This window comes from Streptomyces sp. NPDC002838 (assembly GCF_040295365.1).
Classification (GTDB): Bacteria; Actinomycetota; Actinomycetes; order Streptomycetales; family Streptomycetaceae; genus Streptomyces.
The window spans coordinates 455224-472805 of sequence record NZ_JBEOVF010000002.1 but is presented as its reverse complement, the minus strand read 5'-3'; the positions used below and the strand labels follow the sequence as shown (position 1 = coordinate 472805).

The 17582-nt window shown below is 72.6% G+C and carries 15 protein-coding genes and 1 pseudogene; 6 read left to right on the top strand and 10 right to left on the bottom strand.

The window, feature by feature from the left end:
- Positions 1 to 431 (bottom strand): MBL fold metallo-hydrolase (locus tag ABT063_RS04840; RefSeq protein ID WP_351055698.1); only part of this gene is annotated, 431 nt, incomplete at its 3' end.
- A gap of 174 nt (positions 432 to 605) precedes the next feature.
- Between ABT063_RS04840 and ABT063_RS04835 the strand changes: the two genes are divergently transcribed.
- On the top strand, positions 606 to 791 hold the full coding sequence (locus tag ABT063_RS04835) for a hypothetical protein (RefSeq protein WP_351055697.1): 186 nt from the start codon (positions 606 to 608) through the stop codon (positions 789 to 791).
- A gap of 255 nt (positions 792 to 1046) precedes the next feature.
- Complete coding sequence (locus ABT063_RS04830; RefSeq protein ID WP_351055695.1) at positions 1047 to 2714, top strand: DUF8823 domain-containing protein; 1668 nt, start codon at positions 1047 to 1049, stop codon at positions 2712 to 2714.
- 4 nt (positions 2715 to 2718) lie between these two features.
- Here ABT063_RS04830 and ABT063_RS04825 read toward each other — a convergent pair whose 3' ends face one another.
- The 4 genes from ABT063_RS04825 to ABT063_RS04810 all read right to left on the bottom strand — a co-directional run bounded on the left by ABT063_RS04825 (position 2719) and on the right by ABT063_RS04810 (position 9445).
- Positions 2719 to 3783: a LacI family DNA-binding transcriptional regulator gene (locus tag ABT063_RS04825; RefSeq protein ID WP_351055694.1), complete on the bottom strand. Its 1065-nt coding sequence runs from the start codon at positions 3781 to 3783 to the stop codon at positions 2719 to 2721.
- A gap of 123 nt (positions 3784 to 3906) precedes the next feature.
- Entirely contained in the window at positions 3907 to 6360 is a 2454-nt protein-coding gene (locus tag ABT063_RS04820) for a beta-galactosidase (protein WP_351055693.1), read from the bottom strand.
- On the bottom strand, positions 6360 to 8120 hold the full coding sequence (locus tag ABT063_RS04815) for a glycoside hydrolase family 35 protein (protein ID WP_351055692.1): 1761 nt from the start codon (positions 8118 to 8120) through the stop codon (positions 6360 to 6362). The genes ABT063_RS04820 and ABT063_RS04815 overlap by 1 nt, the downstream gene beginning before the upstream one ends.
- 71 nt (positions 8121 to 8191) lie before the next feature.
- Complete coding sequence (locus ABT063_RS04810; protein WP_351055690.1) at positions 8192 to 9445, bottom strand: MFS transporter; 1254 nt, start codon at positions 9443 to 9445, stop codon at positions 8192 to 8194.
- 209 nt (positions 9446 to 9654) lie between these two features.
- Between ABT063_RS04810 and ABT063_RS04805 the strand changes: the two genes are divergently transcribed.
- The 3 genes from ABT063_RS04805 to ABT063_RS04795 all read left to right on the top strand — a co-directional run bounded on the left by ABT063_RS04805 (position 9655) and on the right by ABT063_RS04795 (position 11832).
- Positions 9655 to 10347: a helix-turn-helix transcriptional regulator gene (locus tag ABT063_RS04805; protein ID WP_351055689.1), complete on the top strand. Its 693-nt coding sequence runs from the start codon at positions 9655 to 9657 to the stop codon at positions 10345 to 10347.
- On the top strand, positions 10344 to 11321 hold the full coding sequence (locus ABT063_RS04800; RefSeq protein WP_351055688.1) for a pyridoxal-phosphate dependent enzyme: 978 nt from the start codon (positions 10344 to 10346) through the stop codon (positions 11319 to 11321). The genes ABT063_RS04805 and ABT063_RS04800 overlap by 4 nt, the downstream gene beginning before the upstream one ends.
- 151 nt (positions 11322 to 11472) lie before the next feature.
- A complete protein-coding gene (locus ABT063_RS04795; protein ID WP_124437164.1) occupies positions 11473 to 11832 on the top strand; it encodes a cupin domain-containing protein in 360 nt (119 codons plus the stop codon).
- A 21-nt stretch (positions 11833 to 11853) separates the two neighbouring features.
- Here the strand turns inward: ABT063_RS04795 and ABT063_RS04790 are convergent, their stop codons facing one another.
- The 3 genes from ABT063_RS04790 to ABT063_RS04780 form a co-directional block, all read right to left on the bottom strand.
- On the bottom strand, positions 11854 to 12828 hold the full coding sequence (locus tag ABT063_RS04790) for an NAD(P)-dependent alcohol dehydrogenase (protein WP_351055687.1): 975 nt from the start codon (positions 12826 to 12828) through the stop codon (positions 11854 to 11856).
- Between the two features lie 147 nt (positions 12829 to 12975).
- A complete protein-coding gene (locus ABT063_RS04785) occupies positions 12976 to 14334 on the bottom strand; it encodes a vWA domain-containing protein (RefSeq protein ID WP_351055686.1) in 1359 nt (452 codons plus the stop codon).
- Positions 14331 to 15188, bottom strand: a complete 858-nt coding sequence (locus tag ABT063_RS04780; RefSeq protein ID WP_351055685.1) for an AAA family ATPase — start codon at positions 15186 to 15188, stop codon at positions 14331 to 14333. The genes ABT063_RS04785 and ABT063_RS04780 overlap by 4 nt, the downstream gene beginning before the upstream one ends.
- 104 nt (positions 15189 to 15292) lie before the next feature.
- On the opposite strand from ABT063_RS04780, the pseudogene ABT063_RS04775 reads away from it, so the two are divergent.
- Positions 15293 to 15409 (top strand): annotated as a pseudogene (locus ABT063_RS04775) (TetR/AcrR family transcriptional regulator); the annotation flags it as partial.
- 58 nt (positions 15410 to 15467) lie between these two features.
- Here ABT063_RS04775 and ABT063_RS04770 read toward each other — a convergent pair.
- Positions 15468 to 16778 carry an FtsX-like permease family protein gene (locus ABT063_RS04770; protein ID WP_351055684.1) on the bottom strand — a complete coding sequence of 437 codons (1311 nt, stop codon included), beginning with the start codon at positions 16776 to 16778 and terminating at the stop codon, positions 15468 to 15470.
- A gap of 3 nt (positions 16779 to 16781) precedes the next feature.
- A complete protein-coding gene (locus tag ABT063_RS04765; protein ID WP_351055717.1) occupies positions 16782 to 17567 on the bottom strand; it encodes an ABC transporter ATP-binding protein in 786 nt (261 codons plus the stop codon).
- Positions 17568 to 17582: the final 15 nt, after the last annotated feature.

The following is a 17582-nucleotide window of genomic DNA, read 5'->3' as shown; positions in this document are numbered from 1 at the left end:
CAGTCGAAGGGCCCGAACCCGCGCCGGTCGCCCTCGCGTACCCGCACCGTGCGCGGCCGGATGCCGTGCTCTTTGAGCTTGGCCTCCAGGAACGCAAGCGTCAGCTTCGAACCGACGACGGGAATGTCGGACCGCTCGCGCAGCAGATACGGCACGCCGCCGATGTGGTCCTCGTGCCCGTGGGTGAGCACCACGGCCACGATGTCGTCCAGGCGGTCCCGGATCGAGGTGAAGTCCGGCAGGATCACGTCCACGCCGGGCTGGGTCTCCTCGGGGAACAGCACGCCGCAGTCGACGATGAGCAGCTTGCCGGCGTGCTCGAAGACGGTCATGTTGCGGCCGATCTCACCCAGGCCGCCCAGGGCGACGACCCGCAGCCCTCCCTTGGGCAGTGGAGGGGCGGCTTTCAGTTCTGGGTGGGGATGGCTCATACCTTGACGCTACCGCAGAGTTTCGGGGAGTGATCCATCGCCTGGGCGGTCTCTCGCCCCGACGGTCGGAGCACTTCATCATGGCGGCCGGAGACGTGGTGCCGGCAGCCGTACGCAGTGGTCGACGGTCACCGGGCCCTGAAACCGAACATTGTCGCGGGGCGGACGCTGGGCATGTACCACCCGCTGCCCTGGGTCGGGACATCGCTGCGCGGCCTGTCCTGCCCGACCGGGCTGAGGGCCGTCGCCGGAGCCACGCTCACCTGCCACGGTACGAGGGGCGACGGCTCGCTGATCGACGTCCCCGTGCGGACCGTCAGGGCGACGAGCGGCTCCATCACATGGATGTTCGAACGCTAGGTGAGGGTCCACAGCGGTCGGTGACGGCACCTCGGCCGTAAGGCCGATGCCCGGCTCCCGCACCGCAGGCGCCTTCGGCCGATCGGCTGATGCCGGTGCCCTGGTCGCCGCCGAAGAATGAGATCGCAGCCGGAGGACGCCACTGACCAGGTGATACCTGCGCACGGCATCGGCGCCGCGGTGTCCCGGTCGTTCCCGCCCCGTTCCCGGCGGCCGACCGGGCTGCGACCTCGTTCGAACGGAGACACCGCCCTGATGACAGTTCGTGCCGTGCCGGCCCCTGCTCCGGCGGACATCGCCGCCCCGCCGCGGAAGCCGCCGTACCGCCGGGTCAGATCGTTTCCGCGTCGCCGTCGTGTGCCGCTGCTCGCCACGGTCACGATGCTGCCCCTGTATCTGGTGTGGGCGCTCTTCCGCGCCAACGGCGGCGGAGATCTCGCGGCTCAGGAGACCTGGGCACGGTTCGCCGCCGAGCACGGCGATTCCGCGTACGGCCTGTTCTGGTTCAGCGGGATCCACACCGCGAACTACAGCGTGATCTCGCCGTATCTGATGGGCTTCTTCGGCGTGCGGACGATCGCTGTCGCCTCCGGGCTGGCCGCCGGGTGGCTGGCCGCGGTGCTGTTCGAACGGTCCGGGATCCGGCGCCCGCTGCCTCCGGCGCTGATGGCCGCGTTCGGCCTCTGGGTCAACATCGCGGCGGGACGTGTGACCTTCGCGCTCGGCGTCGCCTTCGCCCTCGCCGCGTGTGTGCTGCTGGTGGGCGAGCGCCGCGTGTGGCTGGCCGCCGGGTACGCGATGCTGGCGACGGCGGGCAGCCCGGTGGCCGGACTCTTCCTCGTCGTGGCGGGTGCGGCCTACGGCCTGCTCCGCGACTGGAAGCGGGCCGCCGCGCTGACGGTTCCGCCGTTCCTGGTGGTGGGGACGACCACGCTGCTGTTCCCCTTCCATGGGGAGGAGCCGATGGCGGCGGGGCGGATCCTGTGGCCCATGCTGCTGGGCGTGGCCGTGGCGGTCTTCTCGCCGCACCGCTGGCGGGTGGTGCGGCTGGGCGGCGCCGTGTACGCGGTGGGTGTCCTCCTGACCTTCCTGATCCCGTCGCCGATCGGCGCCAACGTGGAGCGGCTCGCCCTGCTGTTCGCGCCCGCCGTACTGCTCGCCGCCCTGCTCTCGGTGGACCAGCGGGACCAGCGGTACCGACGCCCGCGGTACGGGCGCGGCGCGCTCGCCCTGGCCCTCACCGGCTCCCTGCTCTGGCTGGGATCCGGCACACCCACCTCGTTCCTGCGGGGGACGGGGGAGGTACCCGCGTGGGCCGCTGACAGCCAGGGTGTCGTACGGGCCCTGAATCGGCTCGGCGCCCACCGCACCCGCGTGGAGGTCGTCCCGGCCCACGACCACCGCGAGTCCGCCGTGCTGGCCCCGTACGTCAATCTGGCACGCGGCTGGAACACCCAGCTCGACGTCACCCGCGGCCGCCTCTTCTACGACGGCACGCTCACCCCGACGACGTACCGGGCCTGGCTGGACCACTGGGCCGTCGGCTTCGTCGTCCTCCCCGACGCCGAACCCGACCGGTACGGGGAGGCCGAGGCACGCCTGCTGCGCGGCGGCCGGCCCGCGTGGCTGGAGCCGGTGTGGAGCGACGCGCACTGGCGGGTGTACCGGGTGCGGGACGCGGTGCCGCTGGTGTCGGCGCCCGCCACCGTCGTGCGCACCACGGACGCCGCACTCGACGTGCGGATGCCGAAGCCGGGTTCGGTGACCGTGCGGGTGGCGTACTCGCCGTGGCTGCGCGTCGAGGGCGCCTGCCTGCGGAAGGAGGGCGAGTTCACGCGCCTGACGGTCGACAGGCCGGGCGTGTACCGGATCGGCTCGGCGTACCTCGCGTCCGCCTCCCCGTCGGATCGGGCCGGCTGCTGACCCCTCAGCGCGGCGCCGGTCCGCTGCTGCGGCGGACGACGAGGTCGACGGGGACGACCGACTCGGGCTTCGGCGGCTCGGTGGATCCGTCGATGCGGTTCAGCAGGAGCCGCAGTGAGCGGATGCCGATCTCCGCGAAGTCGGTGCGGACCGTGGTCAGCGGGGGCAGCAGATGGGCCGCCTCCGGGATGTCGTCGTAGCCGACCACGCTGACCTCGTCCGGCACCGGCCGCCCGGCCTCGTGCAGCGCGTGCAGGACGCCGAGGGCCATCTGGTCGTTGGAGACGAACACCGCCGTGACGTCCGGCCGCGCGGCCAGCCGACGCCCCAGGTCGTAGCCGGAGTCGGCGCTCCAGTCACCGACGAGCGGCTCGGGGACGTCGACACCGGCCGCCTCCAGGGTCGAGCGCCAGCCGGCCGTCCGATGGTCGGCCGAGGTCCAGCCGGTGGGGCCCGCCAGGTGCCAGACGGTGGAGTGGCCGAGCCCGAGGAGGTGCTCGGTGGCTTTGCGGGCCCCGGCCCGGGAGTCGCCGGTGACCAGGTGGGTCTCGCTGTCGAGGCCGTTCTCCAGCACCACCAGCGGGGTGTCGAGATGGGTGTCGGCCAGCGCCCGGCCCACCCACAGCTGCGGGGCGATGGCGATCACGCCGTCCGCGCCCTCGGCCGACAGCCGGTCCACGGCCTCGACCACCGTGTCGTGGTCGGCCGTGTCGAGGGCGATGGAGCTCACCAGGTAACCGGCCTCCTGCGCCGCGGTGTTGATCGCGGTGAGGACGGAGGCGGGACCGTAGCGGGCGGCGTCGAAGGAGATGACCCCGAGCATCCGGGTCCGGCCACTGGCCAGCGACCGGGCGCTGCGGCTGGGACGGTAGCCGAGCGTACGCATGGCCTGGGCGACCGCCTCGCGCGTCGCGGGGCGGACGGACGGATGGTCGTTCAGCACGCGGGAGACGGTCTGCTTGGAGACGCCGGCCAGCCGGGCCACGTCGTCCATCACGGGACGCGAACCCGCGAAGTTCCGTCTGCTGCGCCCCTTCGGAGCCGCTCCGTCGGCGGCGCTTCGGGTCATGGTGACAGTTTCCTCGACATCGTTACGGCGGCCTCGTCCCGCCCGGCAGGACCACAGCATAGGCGGGACGGTCCCGAGGACTCGGGGCGCCGAGCCCTCGGGGACCACGTCCGGGTCGGTGTGTCAGCCGGCCCGGACCGTCCAGCGGCGGCGGATGATCCACTCGGCGTGCGTGACGGCGGCACTCTCCCCGGCACCGACCGCCTCCCGCGGCACGTACACGGGTGCGTCCGGGTGCAACGGCAGCACCCGCAGCCGTAGCCCCTCGGCGCGCAGGGCGTCGGCGGGCAGCCGGTCGACGCCGAGGTCCCAGACGCGCCCGGAGAAGAACTGGTCCGCCACGAGCGTGTCGCCCACGTACGCCCGCCCCACGTCCCCGCTCCAGTACAGGCGCAGGATCGTCCCCGGCGGCAGGTCGTCCGGTACGTCGACGTGGTACTCGGCGGCCACGGTGTCGAAGTGCTTGTCCGCGGGCGCGCTCGCCCGGTCCAGCACGCCGGTGGCCGTGTCCGGCGCGGGACCGGCGGACCGCACCGGCGTGACCGCCACGGAGGTGCCACCGGCCCCGGAACCGGCCGCCTTGGAACCGGTCGCCTCGGAACCGGTCGCCTTGGAACCGGTCGCCTCGGAACCGGCCCGCACCGCGTAACGGGTGAACACCCCGTCCGCCGACACGCTCACCGACGCCCCGTCCACCACCGGCGCCCGCTCCGGCGCCGGCAGCACCGCGAACGACACCGGCGCGTCCGAGCCGTGCAGCCGTACCTCCTCCCGGCCGAACGGGTCGAAGACGACACCCGCCTCGCACAGCACCAGCCGCTCGACGCCCCAGGCCACGCCCCGGTAGGCGGTGCGTGCCGTCGCCGCGTCCAGGACCAGCAGACCGACCCGTCCGCCGTCCGCCGACTCCACCTCGACCAGCGCGTCGGTACCGGGTCGCAGTCCGGTCACCAGCACCCGGTCGCCGACGGGGGTGACGTCCCCGGACGGCGTGCTGACCGACGTCACCGTCGCCGCGTCCAGCGCGAGTTCGGGGGCGATGCCCTCGGTCGCGGCCAGCACCAGGACCGTTCGACCGTCCACGTCGACCGTGCACACCGGCTGGGCGGTGGCCCACTCCAGCCGCAGCCCCGCCACGTCGAGCCGCAGCGGCCAGCAGAAGTAGGCACCGCGCGGCACGGTGACGGGAGCGGTCGGCAGGGTCAAGGTGCCCCCGTCGCCAGGGAATTCGACAGTGAACGACGTCTCCGGGTGGTCCGGCAGCGGCTCGTGCGGCTGGTGGTTGTTGACGAAGAGGAACCCCGAGGTGCCGTCGGTGCGCACGGCCCACCGCAGGGTGTCCCGGTCGTCCTGGCCGCTCGGCCGGCGCTCCGGCAGTACGGACTCCATCGGCGCGATGCGGTCGCCGAAGTCGGCCAACAGCAGGTGCTGGAGCCGCAGTTCGTGGTACGTCGGCCGGTACTGGCCGTACTCGCCGAGCGGTGCCTGGAAGTCGTACGTCAGGACCGGCAGGTCGTTGGGATAGCCGGTGGCGTGGGACTCCTGCAGCGTGGTGAGCTCACCGGCCGGGTTCGTGCCGCCGTGGAACATGTAGAAGCCCTGCCAGACCGAACCGCAGCCGATCTTGGTGAGGCCGAGCGCGCCGATGTCGTCGGCGTCGACGCGCGGCCGGCGGTGATACGACACCGCCATGCCGCCGCCCAGCTCGCAGGTGGCCCAGGGGAAGCGGTCGGCGAAGGCGTCGGGTTCGCCGCCGCGCACGGTCGTGGGCCTCAGGTCGGCGCCGATGCCCTCGTCGTCGCGCTGGTGGGTGAAGAAGAAGTGCTTGCGGCAGGTGTCGGGCCAGCCGCCGTCGGCCTCGGTCCAGAAGGTCTCGGTGTAGCCGCCGTACAGCGGCAGCAGCTCGTCGGGCGGGAGCTGGACCCCGCCCCAGGCCGTCGACGTCCACAACGGGGCGCTCATGCCGGCCTCCTGGGCCAGCCGCTTGAGGGTGAGGAGGTGGCCGGGCTGGTCGTAGAGCTCGTTCTCGATCTGGATCGCCACGATCGGGCCGCCGTGGGCCCGGTCGAGGCCGCGCAGTTGCTCGGCGATGGCCGCGAACCAGGTGCGTACGGGCTCCAGATAGGCCGGGTCGTCGGTGCGCGGGGTGCAGTCGCGGGCCAGCAGCCAGTCGGGCAGGCCTCCGTTGCGGACCTCCGCGTGGGACCAGGGGCCGATGCGCGGGATGAAGTCCAGGCCGTGCCGGGCGCACAGTTCGGCGAAGCGGCGCAGGTCGCGGTCGCCGTCGAAGCGGACGCGGCCCTCGGTCTCCTCGTGGTGGATCCAGATGATGTAACTGGCGACGGCCGTGACCCCGCCCGCCTTCATCTTCAGCAGTTCCTCCTCCCACTCGGCGGCCGGGCAGCGGGAGTAGTGGAACTCGCCGGAGACCGGGAACCAGGGGCGCCCGCCGCGCGTGAGCCAACGGCTGTTGACCTCGATGGGATCGGGGACCCCGGGGGCGTCGGAGAAGGGCAGATGCCCGGTCAGCGGGGGACCGGCGGGGGAGGGGACGCGCAGGTGGTGCGGGTGGGCCATCAGTTGTTCTCCGGTCCGAGGTCGGGAGTGTCGGTGAGCCGGGCGCGGGTGCCGGTCGTGGCGTGCAGCTCCAGCAGGACGAGCTCGTTGGCGCCTGGGCGCAGCACCGGGCCGGGGACGTACAGCGTGCGCTGTGGGCCGCGGTTCCAGTAGCGGCCGAGGTGGAAGCCGTTGACCCACGCCTGGCCCTTGGTCCAGCCGGGCAGCGAGAGGAAGGTGTCGGCCGGGGTGTCCACCTCGAACGTGCCGTGGTGGAAGGCGGGCACGGCGTCCGTGACCGCCTCGGACGGCACGAACGGCACCGCGCCCAGGTCGCCCAGCGGGACGGGCCGGCACTCCCAGCCGTGCAGGGCGGCGCCCTGGAAGGACACCGGGCCGAGCAGACCCTTGGGCGCCCCGATGCGCGGGCCGTAGTTGACCCCGCCCTGGTTCTCCACCAGGACCTCGAGGACGGCACCGGGCTCAGGCACCCGCACGGGCAGCGTCTCGTCGTGGCGCTCGCGTTCCAGTACGCCGACGGAGGCGCCGTCCACGAAGACCTGCGCGCGGTCGCCGACCCCGCCCGCGAAGTGCAGCGGACCGTCGCCGGAGGCGGGAACGGTGGTGCGGTAGAGGACGTACCCGGAGTGCGTCCCGAGTTCGTTCATCGTCACCGGGTCCTGGGTGCGCACCGCCCCGTCCAGGGTGCGGAGATACGGCAGCAGCGCCGCCCGGCGGTCCAAGTCCACGGCGAGGGGCGGAAGTTTGGCGCCCGGCGCCGGCGCCGGCTCGTCGGGGACCGGCGCGTGCCGGGCGATGACCTCGCGGAACGCGTGGTACTTGGGGCTCGGGTCGCCGCACTCGGTGAGCGGGGCGTCGTAGTCGTACGACGTGACGGTGGGCGCGTAGGTGTGGTGGTGGTTGGCGCCGTTGGTGAAGCCGAAGTTGGTGCCGCCGTGGAACATGTAGAGGTTGACGGAGGCGCCCGCGGACAGCAGCCGGTCCAGGTCGGCCGCGGCGTCTTCCGCCGACCGCACGTGGTGCGGCCCGCCCCAGTGGTCGAACCAGCCGATCCAGAACTCGGAGCACATCAGCGGGCCTTCGGGCCGGTGGGCGCGCAGCGCGGCCAGATGCTCGTCGACCCGGCTGCCGAAGGTGGCCGTGGCGACCGTGCCGGGCAGGCTGCCGGCCGCCAGGTGTTCGGCATTGGCCTGGTCGCAGGTGAACAGCAGCTCGTCGACACCGCGGGAGCGCAGGGCCTGTTCGACGTGCTTGAGGTACGCGGTGTCGTCGCCGTAGGCCCCGTACTCGTTCTCCACCTGTACGGCGATCACCGGACCGCCGTTCGCGGCGAGGTGCGGCAGCAGCGGGGGCAGCAGCTGGTCGAGGTAACGGTCGAAGGCCTCGGTGAAGCGCGGGTCGCTGGTGCGCAGCCGGATGCCGGGGTCCGGGACGAGCCACGCGGGCAGCCCGCCGTCGTCCCACTCGGCGCAGATGTACGGCCCGGGGCGCAGCAGCACGTGCAGGCCCTCGGCCCGCGCCAGGCTGAGGAAGCGGGGCAGGTCGAGCAGGCCGTCGAGGACGAGCGTGCCGGGTTCGGGCTCGTGGAGGTTCCACGGCAGGTACGTCTCGACGGTGTTGAGTCCCATCAGCCGCGCCTTGCGCAGCCGGTCGGTCCACTGGTCCGGGTGGACGCGGAAGTAGTGCAGGGCCCCGGAGATGATCCGGAACGGCTCGCCGTGCAGGAGGAAACCGTCGGACGACGTGGTCAGAGCGGGCATTCGGGGCTTCCCTTCGGGTTCGGAAATGCGGGGCCTTGGTCCAGAGGGTCGAGCGGCTTCGGGGCGGCGGTTCAGCGGGTTCGGGTGCTGCGGATCAGCCAGAGCGTCGCGGCCAGACACAAGGCCGAGACGCCGCACAGCAGCAGTGGAACCGCGCGGATGCCGGCCTCTTCGATGGCCTTGCCGAGCGCCGGGCCCGCGGCGACACCGCCGACCATGGACGCGGCGATGACCAGGGCTCCTGCGCGTCGGGCACGCGGGGCCGCGCGGTGCAGCCAGGGCAGGCCGGTGGGGAAGATCGGAGCGATGAACAGACCGACACCGGCGTACGCGTACGGGGCCAGGGCCGGTATCGAGGCGAGCAGCAGACAGACCGTCATGCCCGCGCAGGAGACCGTGATGATCGTCTGCGCCGAGAAGCGCAGGGCGATCGGGGCGACCAGGAACCGGCCGACGGTCATCATCAGCCAGTAGACGGAGGTGGCGGTCGCTGCGGCCCCGGCGCCGTAACCGACGGTCTCCAGATGCGTGGGCTCCCAGCCGCCGACGCCCGCCTCGATGCCGACGTGCAGGACGTACAGCGCGACGAACACCGCGAGCACCGAGCCCAGGCTGCGGCCGAGGACCCGCCCGCCGTCGGCCTCGGGGCCGGACTGCGGCCCCGGCGCGCGGTCGCGTACTCCCCGCAGGCACAGGAGCAACGGCAGGTTGGCGAGCGCGAAACCGAGGAAGACCGCCGGGTAGTGGGCGGAGCCGACCGCGCCGATCAGCGCCGGGCCGAGGATCGCGCCGATGCCGAAGTGCGCGTTGAGGATGTTCAGCATCGCGGTCGAGCGGTGGCCGAAGCCGACCGCGAACAGCTGGTTGAGGCCGTAGTCGATGCCGCCGAAGCCGAGCCCGGCGAGGAGGGCCATGGCCAGCGCGGCGGGCCAGTTCGGCGCCAGCGCGAAGCCCGCCGCACCGACGGCCATCAGCAGGTACGAGGCCCCGAGGATCTGCCGGTTGCCCAGGGCGTGTGTCGGAAGTCCCGCCTGCCCCGCGACGCCCGGCACAGGGCCCGCCTTCCGGGCGGACGACGGGACTTTCGACACATGCCCTGGCCGGCCGTAGAGCCGGTCGAACAGCAGCACACCGGCCACGCCGCCGACGAAGTGGGCGCTCAGCCCCAGCCCGGCGCCCGAAGGCGTCAGCCCGAACTTTTCGCGGAAGGCGGGGATGGCCGGCCCGTACAGGGCCTGGAGGGCGCCGATGAGGAGGAAGCCCACACAGGAGGCGACCACGGCGGCGGGGCTGAAGATCGGGACGTCCGGCTGTGCGGATGCCATGGGCCCGCTGTCGATGACGCGCTTTTCCCCCGGCACTGCACACCTCTCAATCGCTCCGACGGTCAGTGATGTTACCGGTAACATCACTCCCGTCAAGATTCCGGGCAAGGGTGGCGGGAAAGGCCGGGTGTTGGACTGTTCGTCCAGAGGTTGGATGTGTAGTCTAGAGAAGGTCTAGAGAACCTGATTGTGGCAGCGAGGAGGCGTCGGTGGACGAAGTGAGCGTCGAGGCCGAACGGGACGCGATCATCGCCGCGCTGACGCCCGTCATCGACGGGATCGCGGCGACTTTCGGCCCGATGTGCGAGGTGGTCCTCCATGACTACCGACGGCCGGAGGAGTCGGTGGTCGCCCTCGCCGGCTCGGTGACGGGTCGTGCGGTGGGCGGTGCGATGAGCGAGATCGGCATGCGGATCGTCGCCCGGGGCGAGGACGCGGGCGACGAGCTGAACTACGTGACGCGGACCCGGCCCGGGAAGACCGTCAAGTCGTCCACGATGGTGCTGCGGGACTCCACCGGCGCGGTGTTCGGCGCGGTGTGCGTGAACCTGGACGTCACCGCGGTCACCGAAGCCCACACCCTGCTCGGAGCGCTCGCCGGCATCGGCCGGACCTCCGCCGAGCTGCCGGTCACCGCCTTCGGCAACGACATCGACTCGGTCGTCGACGTCATCCTCGACGACCACCACCTGGGACAGCACCAGAGCTGGGCCGGCCTCGACCGTGCGGCACGCCTGGAGCTGTTCCGCAGCCTGGACGAGCGGGGGGTGTTCGCGGTGCGCCGCTCGGTCGAGCAGGTGGCCGGCCGGCTCGGCATCTCCCGCGCCTCCGCGTACAGCTACCTCGCCCAGGCCCGGGCGGCGACCGACACCACTTCCGACTCCGCTGGAGGGCACGCGTGACGACCACCACCCCGCCGGTCACCCTCGACGACATCCGTGACGCGGCCGCCCGGCTCAAGGGGGTCGCGCACCGCACGCCGGTGCTGCGCTCGCGCACGCTGGACGCGCTCGTCGGCGCCGAGGTCCACCTCAAGTGCGAGAACTTCCAGCGCGTAGGTGCCTTCAAGTTCCGCGGCGCCTACAACACGGCCTCCCGGCTCGCCCCGGAGCAGCTGGCCCGGGGTATCGCCGCCTACTCCTCCGGGAACCACGCCCAGGCCGTCGCCCTGGCCGCGCGGGAACTGGGCAGCACCGCGGTGATCGTCATGCCCGAGGACGCCCCGCCCTCCAAGCAGGACGCCACCGCGGGCTACGGCGCCGAGATCGTGTCGTACGACCGCTACAGCGGCGACCGTGTGGCCATCGCCGAGGCCCTGGCCGCCGAACGGGGCCTGGCGCTGATCCCGCCCTACGAGCACCCGCACGTGATCGCCGGGCAGGGCACGGCCGCGCTCGAACTCCTCGAAGAAGTGGGGGAGTTGGACGCCCTGATCACACCGGTCGGCGGCGGCGGGCTGATCGCCGGGAGCGCCACGGCGGCCAAGGGCCTGTACGCGGGCATCCGCATGATCGGCGTCGAGCCGGAGGCCGGGGACGACACGAAGCGGTCCCTGGAGGCGGGCCGGCGCGTCGCGATCCCCGTGCCGCACACCATCGCCGACGGCCAGGCGCTGCACACCCCCGGCGAACTGACCTTCTCCATGAACCGGCTGCTCGTCGACGCCATCGCCCTGGTGTCCGACGACGAGATCCGGGACGCGATGCGGTTCGCGTTCGAACGCCTGAAGATCGTCGTCGAGCCCAGCGGTGCCACCCCGCTGGCCGCCCTGCTCGCCGGCCGGGCGGGCCCCCTCCCGCGCCGGGTCGGCGTGATCATCTCGGGCGGGAACGTCGACGCCGAGCGCTTCGCCCGGCTCTGCGGGACCGCGGCCTGACACCGGCCTCGCCGTCACCCGAATGGCGGCGCCGGGTGGACAGGCGGACGATGGAGTGGTGGGGCGCGGCCCCCGCCGGTGCCGTTCGTGGTGAGCGGGCGACGGAGACCGGCCCCGGCCGTACGGACAACGGCCGGAAGGGAGACCCGTCATGCTTGAGATAAAGACGCTCGACAAGCCGGACGAGCGCCGTGACTTCCCCCGGGGACACCTGGAAGCCGTCCACCTCACCGGACTGGACTTCGCCGTGGCGACCTTCGAACCGGGCTGGCGCTGGACGGAGTCCGTGGCACCGATAGCGGGCACGGACAGCTGCCAGATCCACCACAACGGCTACATCGTCCAGGGACGCCTGCGCATCCGCATGGACGACGGCGCCGAGGGCGAGCTGGGTCCCGGTGACGTCTTCGTATGCCCGCCGGGGCACGACGCCTGGGTCGTGGGCGACGAACAGGTCGTCGCGTACGACTTCGCGGGGGCCATGGCGAAGGAGTACGCGAAGTCGGACTGAGCCTGCCCGCAGGCGCGCGCCTCACACGGTGATGACGATCTTCGCCCGTGCGTGCTCCTTCTCCAGATGCCGGATGGCCGCGGCCGCCTCACTGAGGGGGTACGTCCGTTCGACGACCGGGGTGATCTTCCCTGACTCGGCGAGCTCCCGGAGCGCCGCGAGGTTCTCCTTGCTGGCCTTCTCCGGGAGTTCGAGCAACCGCTGACGGACGAAGGGGGACACCAGGCGCCGCTTGAAGAAGAGCGACATGGGGCCGAAGAAGCTGCCGCCCTCGTACACGCCCCCGCCGGACAGCACGAGCGTTCCGGTCGGGGGCAGTACACGCCGGAACTCGCTCAGCGAGCGATTGCCCACCAGGTCCAGGACGACGTCGTACCGACGCCCGCCGCGGGTGAAGTCCTGCCGGGTGTAGTCGATGACGTGGTCCGCGCCGAGCGACCGGACGAGCTCCACGTTCCTCGTCCGGCACACGCCGGTGACCTCCGCGCCGTACGCCTTGGCGATCTGCACGGCGAACGTACCGACGCCGCCCGAGGCCCCGTTCACCAGTACCGTCTGACCCGCCCGCACCCCGGCCACGTCCCGCAGACCGATGAGGGCCGTGTTCGCGGCCAGCGGCATCGCGGCGGCCTGTTCGAACGTGAAGCCCGCCGGTTTGACGTCCACCGCGCTGTCCTGGGCGCACACGAACTCCGCGAACGCCCCGTCGGCCTCGCCGAACACCTCGTCGCCCGGGTGGAGCCCCTTGACCTCGCTGCCGACCGCTTCCACCCGGCCGGCGAAGTCCCTGCCCCGGATCCTCGCCTTCGGCGCGCGGAGCCCGAGCACCAGGCGCGCGATCTTCGGATCGCCGTGCATGAGGTGCCAGTCGTACGCGTTGACCGAGGCCGCGTGCACCCGCACCAGCACCTCGCGGGCCGCGGGCACCGGCTGGTCGACCTCCCTGAACTCCAACTCGTCCGCCGTGCCGTACCGGTCCTGGACCACTGCCTTCATGGGTCCCCCCTCTTGTTACTGCGGAGCGTAGGGACGGAGAGCCGGGACCGACATCAGGGACAAGCCCTAGTCCCCCGGGATGAACCCCCGAACCCGCCCCCTGCCGCCCTTCCCCGCGCCGTGCTGTACTCGCAGTTGGCGGCGTGATCAGATGGGAAGAAGGCGTCCGACGATGTCTCCGAGCTGCCGCGCGTTGCGGCACTCGTGCATCTCGACCAGTTCGGCGTAGGAGGGGGCCGCGGAGTCGCCCGTGCCCCACTGGGAGCGTGCTTCCGGGTTCAACCAGTAGACGCGGCGAGCCCGTTCGGTGAGGTGCCGTACGGCCGGGAGGTTCGGGTCGCTCATGTTCGTACGGGCGTCCCCGAGGACGAACACGGTCGTGCGCGGGCCGACCGCGTCGCCGTACCGCTCCGCGAACTCGCCCAGCGCGACGCCGTAGTCGCTGCTGCCGTGCCAGCCAGTGAGGGTGGCCTCCGCCCGGATCCGGGCGCCGAGCCCCTCCGGACCGGCCGCGCCGTGCACGAGCAGCCGGGTCACCTCGTCGATCCGGTTGACGAAGGCGAACACCCGCACCTTGCTGAACTGGTCGTGCAACGCCTGCACCAGCAGCATCGTGAAGTCCGAGAACCCGGACACCGAGCCCGACACATCGCACAGCAGCACCAGTTCGGGGCGGGCGGGACGGCGTCGGCGCAGCACGGGCTTCATCGGCACGCCGCCGGTCGACAGCGACCCGCGCAGGGTGCGGCGCAGATCGATCGTGCCGCGCGCGGCCCGGCGCCGGCGGGCGGCCAGCCGGGTGGCGAGCTTGCGGGCGAGGGGCTGCACCGTCCTGCGCAGCTCGGCCAGTCGGTCCCGGCCCGCGAACAGGAAGTCGACCCGGTCGGCGGTGGGCGCCACCGCCCGCCGGGCGATCTCGTCCCGGCCGCGCCGCTCGGCGACCCGCCGCCGCGCCTCCGCGGCCACCATCCCCCGGAACGCCTCGATGCGCCGCCGGAGCTCGTCCTCCAGCAGCCGGTCGGTGAAGCCCGAACCGCCGTGCTGCGCACGGACGTTGTCGCGGACCCGGGCGAGCAGCGTCTGCGGGCGGAGCCGGTCGAGCGTCCGGTACGAAGACCAGCCGTCCGACGCCGGGGAGGAACCGTATCCGCCGAAGCCGTCGACCGCCTCGGCCGCCAGCCGGCCCATCAGGGTCTGATCGTCGGCGGCCAGCGCGGCCGCGAGTCGGTCGCGCAGGTCGTCCCGGTCCGCGGGCTCCTGCTCGGGCCCGCCGACGCCCCGCGGGAAGTACAGGTCGAAGACCGGGTCGAACACCGGCCGCTGGGCCGTGCCGTGCAGCAGTGTCGCGGCCAGCCCCTCCCGCAGCCGTTCACGATCCGCGAGGCCCAGCGCCGCCACCGCCTCGGCCGCGTCCACGGTCTCGCCGGTGCCGATCCGGATGCCGTGCGCGCGCAGCGCCCCGACGAGGGACGTCAGCCGCTCGGCGACGCCCGCCGGCGTGCTCACAGGGCGTCCAGGTCGAGCTTGGCGGTCGCCTTCAGGACGTCGTCCTGGTGCTTGAGGAGCACCCCCAGGCTGTCGCGGACGACCGTCTCGTCGAGCGTGTCGGCGCCCAGCGCGAGGAGCGTGCGCGCCCAGTCGATGGTCTCCGCGACCGACGGCACCTTGCGCAGGTCCATGGCCCGCAGCGCCCCGACGACGCGGACCACCGACCGGGCCAGCGCCTCGTCCAGCCCGGGCACCTTCAGCCGGACGATCCGGCGTTCCAACTCCTCGTCCGGGAAGCCGATGTGCAGGAACAGGCAGCGGCGGCGCAGCGCCTCGGACAGCTCGCGGCTCGCGTTCGAGGTGAGCACGACGAAGGGGCGGCGGGTCGCGGTGATCGTGCCCAGCTCGGGGACGGTGACCTGGAAGTCGCTGAGCACCTCCAGGAGCAGACCCTCCACCTCGACGTCCGCCTTGTCGGTCTCGTCGATCAGCAGAACCTTCGGCTCGTCGCCGCGGATGGCGGTCAGCAGCGGGCGGGCGAGCAGGAACTCCTCGCTGAAGATGTCCGGGCGCGTCTCGTCCCACGACTCGTCGCGGCCCGCGCTGATGCGCAGCAACTGCTTGGCGTGGTTCCACTCGTACAGCGCCCGGGACTCGTCGACCCCCTCGTAGCACTGCAGGCGCACCAGCCGCGCCTGAGCGACCTGCGCCACGGCTTTGGCGAGCTCGGTCTTGCCGACCCCGGCCGGCCCCTCCACGAGGAGCGGCTTGCCCAGGCGGTCGGCGAGGAAGACGGTCGTGGCGACCGCGGGCGACGCGAGATAACCGGTTTCGGCGAGACGCGCGGAGACGTCGTCGACGGATGTGAACAACGGGGCCTCCCGGTCGGCGGCGGTACCTGGCCGGTCACTATCTAAGCGCTTGTTCACCACCTCTGTCACCCGGAATCCCGCGGTCCTGACCTGGTACCGATCTGCAGTGGACGCTGGTCTTCGACGGCGCCAGTGCCCGCGCCGGCGCGCGGGTGGAGACGCTGGAGGGGCTGGCCACGGCGACCGCCGCGGCGCCGCTGGACGCGGCCGGCGTCAAGTAGGCCCCTTGGGCACGAGTCAGGGGCGGCCGTCGACTCGGCCGCCCCTTCGTCGTCGTACTCACGCCGCCACCGCGACCGCCCCCACGGCCGGAGTCCGCAGCACCCGCCGGGCCGTGGCCAGGCTCGTCCCCAGCGTCGCCGCCGCCGCGATCGACACGACCCCGAGCCAGATTCCCAGGCCCTGGTGCGGCAGCACCGAGTCGGTGCGCACGACGGTGAACGGGATGATCCCGGCCAGCGCGGCCACCGTGCCGAAGAACAGACCGGTGACTGTCAGGATCAGCCCCTCGGCGCCCACCATGCCGAGCACCTGCCCCGGAGTCGCCCCCGCCAGGCGCTGCTGCCCGAACTCCCGGCCGCGGTACGTGGTCGCCGCGTACAGCGAGTTGACCAGCATGACGCAGACGAAGACCACGATGATGCCGACGACCGTGAAGTTCAGCGTCTCCAGGTTCTTGGCGTCGACCGACTTGGTCAGCCCCGAGGCCTCGACGGCGTCGCTCTCCACCGCCTGCATGTACAGCGTGGCCGTGGCGACCGCCGTGAACAGGATCAGCGACATCAGGATCCCGGCGAGGTGGTCCGCCCGGCGGCGCAGATTGCGCACCGCCAGCCAGCCGCTCGCACCCGTCAGCGGCAGCCGGTCCAGCAGGCCCTTCAGCAGCCGCGGCGACAGCAGCGCGAAGCCCACCGACAGCAGGATCGCCCCGTAGGCCGGCGGCGCCATCAGCGCCGAGTCCGTCGCCGAGAACGCGAAGGCGGAGGACACCGACACGGCGCCGGCCACCAGAGCGGCGCAGGCGAAGAACTGCCGTGCCACGCCCCGCTGCCGCCGTCCGCGCGTCGCCCGCCGTACGGCGAGGAACGCGGCGCCCGCCGCCGCGAGCAGGGTGATGTCGACGCCCGACATCAGTGCGATCGGACCGAAGGAGTGGTCGACGGACCGCGCGACCTGCCCGCTGTCCTGGAACACCTCCAGCAGTGCCCGTCCGCCCAGCATCGCCGGGCCGATGGCCAGCACGGCGCCCGCCAGAGCCACGGCCACCGCCTCACCCACGACCATCCGCTTGAGCTGCGCCGGGGTCGCCCCCGAGCAGCGCAGCAGCTCCAACTCGGCGCTGCGCCGGCGCACATTGACCGTCAGCGTCGAGGCGATGGCGAAGAACACCAGCAGAGTGCCGTAGCCGCCGACCACGCCCGCCGCGGTGGACAGCGTCTCGGCGCTCACCGAGTCGACGCCGTCCCGCGCGGCCGTGTCGTGCATCGAGTTGAACGTCATGATGATCGCCGCGCCCAGGAAGGCGGACAGCAGCGTCGCGAGGAACCGCCCGGGCCGTTGCCGTATCGACCGCATCGCCAGTACGAACATCGCTCACACCCCCGCCATCATGTCGTCGCCCAGGTGCGCCAGCCGCTCGGCGACCGCGTCCGGCGTCGGCGCGTCCATCCGCCCGGCCAGCCGCCCGTCGGCCAGGAACAGCACGGAGTCGGCGTAGGAGGCGGCGACCGGGTCGTGCGTCACCATCACCACGGTCCGGCCGTGCACCCGCACCGCGTCCTGGAGCAGTCGCAGCACGCCCCGCGCGGAGCGCGTGTCGAGGGCGCCGGTGGGCTCGTCCGCGAAGATCACCCGGGGCTCGGTGACCAGCGCACGGGCGATCGCCACCCGCTGCCGCTGACCGCCGGAGAGCTGGTCGGGGCGGTGCCCGAGCCGGTCGCCCAGACCGACGGCCGTCAGCACCTCCCGGGTCCGCTCGCGGTCGACGCGCCGCCCGGCCAGCTTGAGCGGCAGCACCGTGTTCTGGGCGACGGTCAGTGTGTCGAGCAGGTTGTACTGCTGGAAGACGAACCCGATCCGCCCGCGCCGGAACTTCGCCAGCTCCGCCTCGCCGCCGCCCGTCAACTCCGAGCCGTCCACGCGCACGATGCCGCTGTCGGGCAGATCGAGCCCGGCCGCGCACTGCAGCAGCGTGGACTTGCCCGAGCCCGACGGCCCCATCACCGCGGTGAAGGTGCCGCGGCCGAGGCAGAGCGTGATCCCGTCCAGAGCGGTCACGGCACTGTCGTCCGTCCCGTAGGTCTTGCTGACCTTGACCAGCCGCAGCGCTTCGGGGGCGGGTCCCGTGTCGTGGGTGCGTCGCGCGCCTGTGCGAAACATCGTCATCACTCTCCG

Coding starts and splice junctions, on each gene's coding strand:
- ABT063_RS04830 (WP_351055695.1), top strand. CDS start 1,047: ATGACAGTTCGTGCCGTGCCGGCCCCTGCTCCGGCGGACATCGCCGCC.
- ABT063_RS04810 (WP_351055690.1), bottom strand. CDS start 9,445: ATGGCATCCGCACAGCCGGACGTCCCGATCTTCAGCCCCGCCGCCGTG.
- ABT063_RS04835 (WP_351055697.1), top strand. CDS start 606: ATGTACCACCCGCTGCCCTGGGTCGGGACATCGCTGCGCGGCCTGTCC.
- ABT063_RS04795 (WP_124437164.1), top strand. CDS start 11,473: ATGCTTGAGATAAAGACGCTCGACAAGCCGGACGAGCGCCGTGACTTC.
- ABT063_RS04790 (WP_351055687.1), bottom strand. CDS start 12,828: ATGAAGGCAGTGGTCCAGGACCGGTACGGCACGGCGGACGAGTTGGAG.
- ABT063_RS04765 (WP_351055717.1), bottom strand. CDS start 17,567: ATGTTTCGCACAGGCGCGCGACGCACCCACGACACGGGACCCGCCCCC.
- ABT063_RS04815 (WP_351055692.1), bottom strand. CDS start 8,120: ATGCCCGCTCTGACCACGTCGTCCGACGGTTTCCTCCTGCACGGCGAG.
- ABT063_RS04825 (WP_351055694.1), bottom strand. CDS start 3,783: ATGACCCGAAGCGCCGCCGACGGAGCGGCTCCGAAGGGGCGCAGCAGA.
- ABT063_RS04770 (WP_351055684.1), bottom strand. CDS start 16,778: ATGTTCGTACTGGCGATGCGGTCGATACGGCAACGGCCCGGGCGGTTC.
- ABT063_RS04820 (WP_351055693.1), bottom strand. CDS start 6,360: ATGGCCCACCCGCACCACCTGCGCGTCCCCTCCCCCGCCGGTCCCCCG.